Annotated in this window: 10 protein-coding genes; 2 read left to right on the forward strand and 8 right to left on the reverse strand. The window is 42.6% G+C overall.

The features are described 5' to 3' along the window. The 7 genes from PWQ49_RS08150 to PWQ49_RS08180 form a co-directional block, all read right to left on the reverse strand. Window positions 1-594 (reverse strand): tRNA-dihydrouridine synthase (locus PWQ49_RS08150; RefSeq protein WP_363321841.1); only part of this gene is annotated, 594 nt, incomplete at its 3' end. Window positions 595-698: 104 nt separating this feature from the next. Then, on the reverse strand, window positions 699-1,349 hold the full coding sequence (gene phoU / locus PWQ49_RS08155; protein WP_300609797.1) for a phosphate signaling complex protein PhoU: 651 nt from the start codon (window positions 1,347-1,349) through the stop codon (window positions 699-701). 4 nt (window positions 1,350-1,353) lie between these two features. Continuing rightward, complete coding sequence (gene pstB, locus PWQ49_RS08160) at window positions 1,354-2,121, reverse strand: phosphate ABC transporter ATP-binding protein PstB (RefSeq protein ID WP_300609798.1); 768 nt, start codon at window positions 2,119-2,121, stop codon at window positions 1,354-1,356. A gap of 23 nt (window positions 2,122-2,144) precedes the next feature. Further along, window positions 2,145-2,996, reverse strand: a complete 852-nt coding sequence (gene pstA, locus PWQ49_RS08165; protein WP_300609799.1) for a phosphate ABC transporter permease PstA — start codon at window positions 2,994-2,996, stop codon at window positions 2,145-2,147. Next, complete coding sequence (pstC, locus tag PWQ49_RS08170) at window positions 2,996-3,889, reverse strand: phosphate ABC transporter permease subunit PstC (RefSeq protein ID WP_300609800.1); 894 nt, start codon at window positions 3,887-3,889, stop codon at window positions 2,996-2,998. Before pstC ends, pstA begins: the two co-directional genes overlap by 1 nt. A 129-nt stretch (window positions 3,890-4,018) precedes the next feature. Continuing rightward, the gene (locus PWQ49_RS08175; protein ID WP_300609801.1) at window positions 4,019-4,900 is read right to left on the reverse strand and encodes a PstS family phosphate ABC transporter substrate-binding protein; all 882 of its coding nucleotides are present in this window, start codon (window positions 4,898-4,900) and stop codon (window positions 4,019-4,021) included. Between the two features lie 309 nt (window positions 4,901-5,209). Further along, the gene (locus PWQ49_RS08180) at window positions 5,210-5,386 is read right to left on the reverse strand and encodes a hypothetical protein (RefSeq protein ID WP_300609802.1); all 177 of its coding nucleotides are present in this window, start codon (window positions 5,384-5,386) and stop codon (window positions 5,210-5,212) included. A 164-nt stretch (window positions 5,387-5,550) separates the two neighbouring features. Between PWQ49_RS08180 and PWQ49_RS08185 the strand changes: the two genes are divergently transcribed. Together PWQ49_RS08185 and PWQ49_RS08190 are read left to right on the forward strand one after the other, a co-directional pair. Then, window positions 5,551-6,918 (forward strand): dihydroorotase, encoded by a 1,368-nt coding sequence (locus tag PWQ49_RS08185; RefSeq protein WP_300609803.1) that lies wholly within the window; start codon window positions 5,551-5,553, stop codon window positions 6,916-6,918. A gap of 57 nt (window positions 6,919-6,975) precedes the next feature. Next, window positions 6,976-7,893: an ATPase domain-containing protein gene (locus PWQ49_RS08190; protein ID WP_300609804.1), complete on the forward strand. Its 918-nt coding sequence runs from the start codon at window positions 6,976-6,978 to the stop codon at window positions 7,891-7,893. Here PWQ49_RS08190 and PWQ49_RS08195 read toward each other — a convergent pair. After that, window positions 7,873-8,565 (reverse strand): DUF1614 domain-containing protein, encoded by a 693-nt coding sequence (locus PWQ49_RS08195; RefSeq protein WP_300609805.1) that lies wholly within the window; start codon window positions 8,563-8,565, stop codon window positions 7,873-7,875. The two genes, PWQ49_RS08190 and PWQ49_RS08195, sit on opposite strands and share 21 nt — an antisense overlap. Between the last annotated feature and the right edge of the window lie 108 nt (window positions 8,566-8,673).

Genomic DNA, 8,673 nt, shown 5'->3' on the forward strand with positions numbered 1-8,673 from the left:
GTTGAGATCCGCTCCCGCTCCGGCTTTCATTGCATCAACGTGGAGTATGTCAGCACCTGCAGATTCAATTGTTTTTGCCAGTTCCTCGTCATCCACAACGTTTGCGCGGATTTTCACTGAAAGAACGACGCCTGTTTCCTTGATCAGGCGAATCCATTCCGCAAGACGCGGAAGGTCTTCCATCAGTGCTTCCCCTGCACCGATTTCGATCATTTCCTCCTGCCTGCAATGGGCATCAAGCTCAAAAATCCCGCTTGCTTCCCTGATCATGTTTGCCGCTTCAATCAAAGGTTCTATCGATGTACTTCTCAGGTTGAATGCAACAGCACCGGATATTTCGGTCTTTTCAATTTCACTTTTCAGGAATTCAAGCGGATTGTCGGATACAAATTCTTCCCTTCCTCTTGATTCAGTTTTTCTTGCCGCTTCATTGGTTGCAGCATCCAGGTTGTATCCTCCAAGTACCACAAGACCGGCATTTTTGCCATAGCTGTTTGCAAAAGTGCTATCCGTTTTTCCTGCCATGGAGGCGATAGCAATAGGGTTATTAAAAGAAATGTAACCGCATTTTATGTCAAATAATTCGTCAGTCACGATAAAATCCTCTGGAATCTTTACTAATGAGACATGTAGAGGATGCAACGCTCTTTATTTAACTTTTGTCAGATAACAAGAAAAAAGAATGCAATGGAAAGGGATCAATTCAGGTCTATCCTTTCCCCGGTTTGCATATAGATTATGCTTTCACAGATATTGCAGGTATGATCAGCAATCCGTTCAAGATACCTGAGAACAAACATGAGGTCTGTGGCATTGGGAATAATTGCTGAGCTTGAGATCATCATTCTGACCAGCGAATCCCATCCTTTGTAGAACTTCTGATCCACTATGTCGTCACTTTCTGCAGTTTTCCTTGCAAGTTCAACATTTCCGTCTTCATATGCTTTTATAGTATTCGCAACCATTTCCCTGCAGAGAATAAAAATATTGTCCAGATCTGAATAAGTGAATACAACATCATCATCCATATTTTTGACAATTTTCGCGATGTCAACCGCCATATCACTCATCCTTTCAAGATCAATTGCTATCTTATAGGATGTAATTATCAGGCGTAGGTCTTTTGCCATAGGTTGTTGCAGGGCAAGCAAATCTGCGCTACACTTTTCGATCTCATACTCATAGTTATCAACCCTTTCATCTGCCTGAATTATCTTATCGGCAAGTTCCTTGTCAACTTTATCAAGTGTTACCTGTGCGTCATCAATCATCTGCATTGAAAGATGGCCCATAGTAATGACATTCTGTTTCAGTTTCTCGAGATTGCCCAGATATCGCTCGCGGACCATAAAATCACCCAAACCTTCCTGTGATGTAATCCTCTGTACTCTTTTCCTGAGGGTTTTCAAATATTTGCTTTGTTTCCCCGAATTCAATAAGTTCTCCGAGCAGGAAGTATGCAGTGTAGTCGGAAATCCTTGCAGCCTGCTGCATGTTATGTGTTACAATTACAATGGTGTAATCCTTTTTAAGTTCGAGGATCAGGTCTTCTATTTTATTTGTTGAAATAGGATCAAGCGCACTGCACGGTTCGTCAAAAAGAATGATTTCCGGTTTTACAGCCATGGTTCTTGCAATACACAATCTCTGCTGCTGGCCACCGCTTAAATCCAGTGCGGATGTATCCATCCTGTCAGAAACTTCTTTCCAGAGGGCTGCTCCTTTGAGGGCTTCCTCAACAATCGGGGCTATTTCATTTTTCTTTACATTGTGTATTTTCGGACCATAGGCAATATTGTCATAGATGGACATGGGAAAAGGGTTTGGTTTCTGGAATACCATTCCCACATTCTTCCTGAGTTCAACTACATCAACATCCCTGTCATAAATGTTTTTGTTGTCAATATGGATCTTACCTTCAATACGACAACCCTTGATAAGATCATTCATACGGTTTATGCAACGCAGGAATGTGGATTTGCCACAACCCGAAGGTCCGATGAGGGCAGTAACACTATTCTTAGGTATTTTCATTGAGACATTGTATAATGCCTGTTTTTCTCCGTACCAGAGGTTTAAGTCCTCAACTTTTATGTCATCGACAGAACCCATTTCACTCATTGCTCATCCTCAATGTTGATCAATTACCTTTTCAGTTTATTCCTGTAATGTTTGCGAATTACGATTGCTAAGCAGTTTACGGCGAGTACCAGCATCAGAAGGACAAGGGCTGTACCGTATTGGATAGGTCTTGTCTGTGCAATGTTCGTTCCTGATGTTGCCATTACGAAAAGATGATATGGAAGTGCCATAAACTGTGAAAATACGGAATCCGGGAGTCTTGGAAGGAAATAAGCCGCACCCGTAAACAGGATAGGTGCAGTTTCTCCGGCCACTCTGCCTATACTCAGGATAATTCCTGTAACTATGCCGGGAACTGCTGCAGGCAATACAATATGCCTGGTAGTCTTCCATTTGGTTACTCCCAATGCAAGGGAAGCTTCCCTGTATTCCAGTGGAACTGTTATCAGTGCTTCTTTACTTGCCCTTATTACAACAGGCAAAATCAACAATGCCAGTGTAAGGGAGGCAGCGAGTAAAGACGGGCCAAAATCAAAGAACTTTACGAATAAGGCAAGTCCGAACAATCCGAATACGACTGATGGGGTGCCGGCAAGGTTATTAATTGCCATTTCGATTACCCAGGTGGACTTTGTCGGGGTTGCATATTCATTAAGGTAAATTGCTGAAAATACTCCCAAAGGTACCGCAATAGCTATAGAGAGACCTACCAGGTAGGCGGTTCCCATAAGTGCAGGATATATGCCTCCTTCAGTCATGCGGTTTTTGGGCATACTTGTAAGGAAGTCTATGCTAAGTACTTCATATCCCTGAATGATTATGTATGCCAGAAGGATCGCTACAAAGGAGACGACAAGCAAAATGGATGCTTTTAGTGTTAAGAAAGCAAATTTCTCAGTTGTTTTTGCATCCATCAGAGTCCCTCCTTCAGCTTGTATTTCTTCTTGATCTTGTCAGCAATAAGATTGATAATAAAGGTTGTAATGAAAAGAACTGAACCCACTGCAAAGAGCGCATGGTAGTGTTCGCTTCCCTGCGGAACTTCTCCCATTTCGAGTGCTATTGTAGCTGTCATAGTTCTTACGGGATCAAGGATACCTTCCGGAAAACCGGGGATAACTGCAGTATTGCCTGTTACCATCAATACTGTCATTGTTTCTCCGATCGCCCTGCCTATGCCGAGGATTACGGCAGCTGAAATTCCTGAAAGGGCAGCCGGTAATACGACTTTATAGATTGTTTGCCATTGGGTACCTCCAAGTGCAAGGGAACCTTCTTTTAGCGATAGCGGAACTGCACTGATTGCATCTTCTGATATGGATATTATCGTAGGAAGTGCCATCATTGAAAGCATAATTGAACCTGCAAGGGCTGTCTGGCCTGTCGGAAGGCCCAGCAACTCTTTGATCAGGGGTACCAGTACCACGAGACCAAAGAAACCGTAAACGACTGATGGGATTCCAGCAAGAATTTCAATAAAAGGTTTCAGGAAATCCGATACCCTTGGACTTGATAATTCTGATATGTATATTGCAGCTGCCACTCCTAAGGGAACGGATATGAAAATAGCACCTGCAGTTACCAGTAATGAACCGAATAATAAGGGCAATAATCCAAATCTCGCAGGGGTAGAGGTTGGATACCAGGCATCCCCTGTGATGAAATCGATGAATGAACTTGTTTCAAATAAGAGATAACCATCCCGGAAAAGAAAAAGACAGATAAAAAGGAGAGCCAGGACTGTAATTGCCGCAGTAACGAAAAATACGGTTTCAATGCCCTTCTCTTTATATCTTCTGTGGACCATTTCATACCTCAAAGTTCAATATGTTTAGTTAAGTAAAATGGAATAATTCGATGATAAATTATTGGTTATTCGAAAAAATAATTAAAGGACAGTTGCCCTTTTTTAAGGCAACTGCTTATGTTTTAGCTTTTACTTTGCAGGGAAGTATCCGACTTCATTGATAATTTCTGTTCCTTCATCACTGAAGATGAAATCAATGAAATCTTCTGCCAATCCCGTTGGTTCTCCGTCGGTGTAGAAGTGGAGTGGCCTTGAAAGCGGGTAATCGCCTGCAAGGATATTTTCAGTAGTTGCGGCAACCATTGTGCCATCCTTGTCAACATCCACAGCTTTTACGCTGTCATCAAGGTATGCGTATCCAATGTAACCGATTGCAGCATCATTCTGGGCCACTGCCTGTACAACAGCACCGTTTGAGCTTGCTGCAAGTGCATCCTGACGGTATTCACCGTCTTCAAGAATTTCCTCTTTGAAGTATTCATATGTTCCTGAGCTGCTGTCACGTGACTGGACTACAATTTCCATGTCTTCTCCGCCTACATCTGCCCAGTTGCTGATTGAACCGTCATAGATTCCGCGAATCTGTGCGTAAGTAAGCTGATCAATGGGGTTCTCCGGGTTGACAATTACTGCCAGTCCGTCCCATGCAATTACGTGCTCAACAGGTGTTACTCCGTTAGCTTCTGCTTCTCCAACTTCGGAATCTTTGATCTTCCTTGAAGCCATTGCAATGTCGGTACTGCCATCGATAAGTGCTGCAATACCAACTCCGGATCCACCGCCGTTAACAGTTATGCTCTGCTCAGGGTGAATTTCCATATAAGTTTCAGCAGCTGCCTGTGCAAGCGGCAGTACTGTTGTGGAACCTGTCAGAAGGATGCTTTCAGCTTCCATTGCTCCTTCATCATCTCCTTCTGTCTCATCTCCATTTCCAGTACATCCAGCACCGAAGAGTGCCAGTATCATAATTAAAACAAGTGTGATAGACCACAATTTTGTTTTGCTAGCCATATTATATCCTCTCTGCTTCAAGGCTTTCGCCTTTGCATCTGAGTATGGGAAATCCGTATATAGATTTACCCTACATAGTCTAAATTAACACACGTAGATATCTATATGGACTATATTTCTATATAGTCCACCATATTCCTACAATGTTGGACTGAAATTAGTGGGCTGAAGCTTTTATTTTGCTTACCCAATCATTCAATGGCTCGATTGCCCCACATTCCGGACAAAAGCTAACTTTGCAGTTCCCAAGATTCTTTTTTTCCAGACTGCCCTTGCAGATATGGCATTCTGCTGTTTTTTCGGAGTATGTCATTTTCCTTCAAATCCCCCAATTAAAAACCTGTATACTTCAAGCTCTTCTGCATCGTATTTATGGATGTTTTTCGAAAGTATGTTGTAGCCGGATTTATGCTTCCGGATATATTTCAAAGGATTATTGGATTGAATTCCATTTTCCAATTCTTTAGTTTCCATTTCTCTCATCATTCATAGGTAAGCACAATTGATATATCTAGTTGATCTACTAAATATATAGTTAAGTCAGATTTCTATATATCCGTAAGTTGGTTGCTTTGGCCTTTAAGATCGGGCAAGACACAGAAATGCATATCTTTATTGAATTCATTTCTCTTTCCGGAGATAAGAGTTGTATGGGCGACATCCTGATCACAAACACCAGAGTTTTTTACAACAATTTTCTGCAACCCGGAGAAGTCCTGATTGAAGAAGGCAAAATCAAAAGGATTGCAAAGGATCTGAAAGGAGAGAATGTAGATCAGGTAATTGATGCCGAAGGTGCACTTACCATTCCTTCGGGAATTGACGTTCACGTGCATTTCAGGGAACCTGGCTATGAGCATAAGGAAGACTGGTATACCGGAAGCTGTGCCGCTGCTGCTGGCGGAATCACGACTGTTTTTGACCAGCCGAATACAATACCGCCTACCATTGACAGGAAATCATTCAGGCAAAAACTCAAAATGGCAAACCGGAAATCGGTTGTTGATTTCGGGATAAACGGCGGAGTCACGAAATCCGTTGACAAGCTCCCTGAATTATGGGAACTGGGTGTTAGTGCTTTTGGTGAAATATTCATGGCACAGTCAACCGGTGGTCTGGGTATTGGTGACGAAATATTCCATGAAGCACTGGAATCAATAAGTGAACTAGGTGCGACGGCCTGTATCCATGCGGAAGACGAGGAAACCCGTCTCAAAAACGAGGAAATCCTGAAAAAGGATTTTTCGTTTGAGTCACATTCAAAAGCCCGTTCCAATATATGTGAGGGTATTGCTGTAAAAAAAGCAATCGATGAATTCAATAAAACCGGTGTAAAGGGTCATTTCTGTCACATCAGTACGATGGAAGCTGTAGGACTTATCAGGAACCAGAAGCTCATCAATTCGGAGAACGGTGTTACATCCCTGACAGCAGAGGTGGCACCTCATCATTTGTTCCTCTCGACAAAGGATTGGGATAATCTTGGTGTTTTCGGAAAAATGAATCCTCCTCTCAGGGACAGGCGCAGTGTGAAAGCATTGATGAATGCAATTAATGATGGTACTATTGACATGATAGCTTCAGATCATGCCCCTCATCGTGAATTTGAAAAAGAGGGAGATATTAAATCCGCACCATCCGGGGTTCCGGGAGTTGAGACCCTTTTACCGTTGATGTTTGTAGCCGTGAAGCGAAATATCATCCCTCTGGGGCGCATGATAGACCTGACCAGTACAGCTCCTGCGAGAACATTCGGACTGGATAGGCATGGCAAAGGATCTTTTGCTGAAGGGTTTGATGCCGATCTGGTGATTGTTGATCCACGGAATGTTCACAAAATAAAAGGTGATGAATTACACAGCAAGGCCGGATGGACCCCTTACGAAGGTATGGATGGCATTTATCCCAAATTTACTTTTTCAAGAGGGGAAATGATCTGGGATGGTGAAATAATTGCGGAAAAAGGTCGTGGTGAGTTCCTTAAAGGGGCGGGTTTCCCTGAAGAAGATGATAAGTAAACTACTTTTTGTTTAACGGGAACAAACCTTTATATCTTCTATATTTAATTATTTATCATGGCCAGAAACAAGTATCCAGTCCACACCACTCTTAGCAGTGACGCCATAAAGGTGCTTGAAAGATATGAGAAGGAACTTGGAGCAAAGAATCTTGTTCTTGAAAAGGCCCTCCTGTCCCTTGACACAAGCAGGTTTAAATCCAAACTCGATACGCAGAACCTTGATCGGGCAATTAAGCGTATCAGTACCGGCGTGACAGGACTGGATGACATGCTTGAAGGTGGTGTTCCCGAAGGTTTTTCAGTAATTGTTACAGGTCCTCCCGGGACCGGGAAAACAACATTGTCCATGCAGTTTCTGGTTGATGGTGTCAGGAAAGGTGAAAAATGTGTCCTTTTCTCTTTTGAGGAAAGGCTGCAACAACTTGTCCAGCACTTCATGAGATTTGGATGGGACATTGGAAAATACATTGATGATGGGTACCTTGAAGTTTTCGGGATGTCAATGCTCACCTTTGAAGAAATTACTGAGATAGTTGAAACCTATAAACCCAAGCGTGTGGTTTTCGATTCCCTTAATGTTTTCAGCAACCCGGAAGAATTCCGTAAATCAGCATCATGGAGGTCTTCTCACAGGCTGATGAAGCAGCGTAAGATAACATCCTTCCTTATTACTGAAAAGCATCATGGGATCGAGACAAAAGATTTTGATGAATATGATTTCCTTGGTGACGGGATTATTTTCCTTGACTCAATGAAGGTAAATGAAGTTGATACTACGTTATCTCCGGTTCTGGCAGTACAGAAAATGCGTGCTACCAAGGTGGATACTACTCCACAGCCCTTCAGGTTTGGAGAACATGGGATTGTAAAATACCGTTCCCTTCATCTTGAATCAAGATTGCAGGAACGTCTTGGTGTTCCCTCGATGGACACGGGTTATAATGAATCCTTTTCAGATAAACCGGGATATTAAGCCTGCAAGGAGAATAGTTACGTAAATTGCGCGGAAGCTACCTGCTCCTCCAATATTTATGTAGGCACTTCCTCTTTGCTCCCTGTTAAGTGCAAAAAGGTGTGCAATTGTTCCGGCCAGTATTCCCATTGTACCGGCAACAAAAACGATAACATCAGCATTTTCAGGTTCCAGTAGTAATGCAAACGGAATTGCTATTAAACCTATGTAATCAGGAACTACTATGCCGACTCCGTCTATCATTTCTGCTACCAGGGCCACGACAACCATTACGATAAGTGCAATCTCCAGAGCTACAAAATTCATCTCGAATGCAAGGAGGAACGCTGCAAGGAAAAGGGGGATGATGAATCCACCCAGATTGACCGTTACAATCGTGTCAAATATCATCCTGGTTCCGGTGGATAATTCCTTCACGACAGGAACTGAGAATATCTTTTCCAGCAAGAGGGCATCGCGTTGAAGGTGCTCCTGTTTACGTGTCCTGATTTTGATGGCCGGAATTTCCACGTTGCTTGCAATTGGAATTAAAAGCAATATCCCGAATAAAATTACTGATGGAATTGGTCCAAGTGATAGTTGGCCCTGATAACATAATACTGCAATGGGCAATAAAATGAAAGCATATATTGCAAAATGCCTGTAGTCGGTTTTGTTAAGGAAGCCTCTCATATCTCTCATCCGGTATTGAAGTGGATAATATTTAACCTTATTCAAGTTTTCTTTTCAGGATTGTACTTCTTCTATTATTCCCTGGTATGAACTCGGGTTTCCATTTTC

The organism is Methanohalophilus sp., from assembly GCF_030156785.1.
In the GTDB taxonomy this organism is placed as follows: Archaea; Halobacteriota; Methanosarcinia; order Methanosarcinales; family Methanosarcinaceae; genus Methanohalophilus.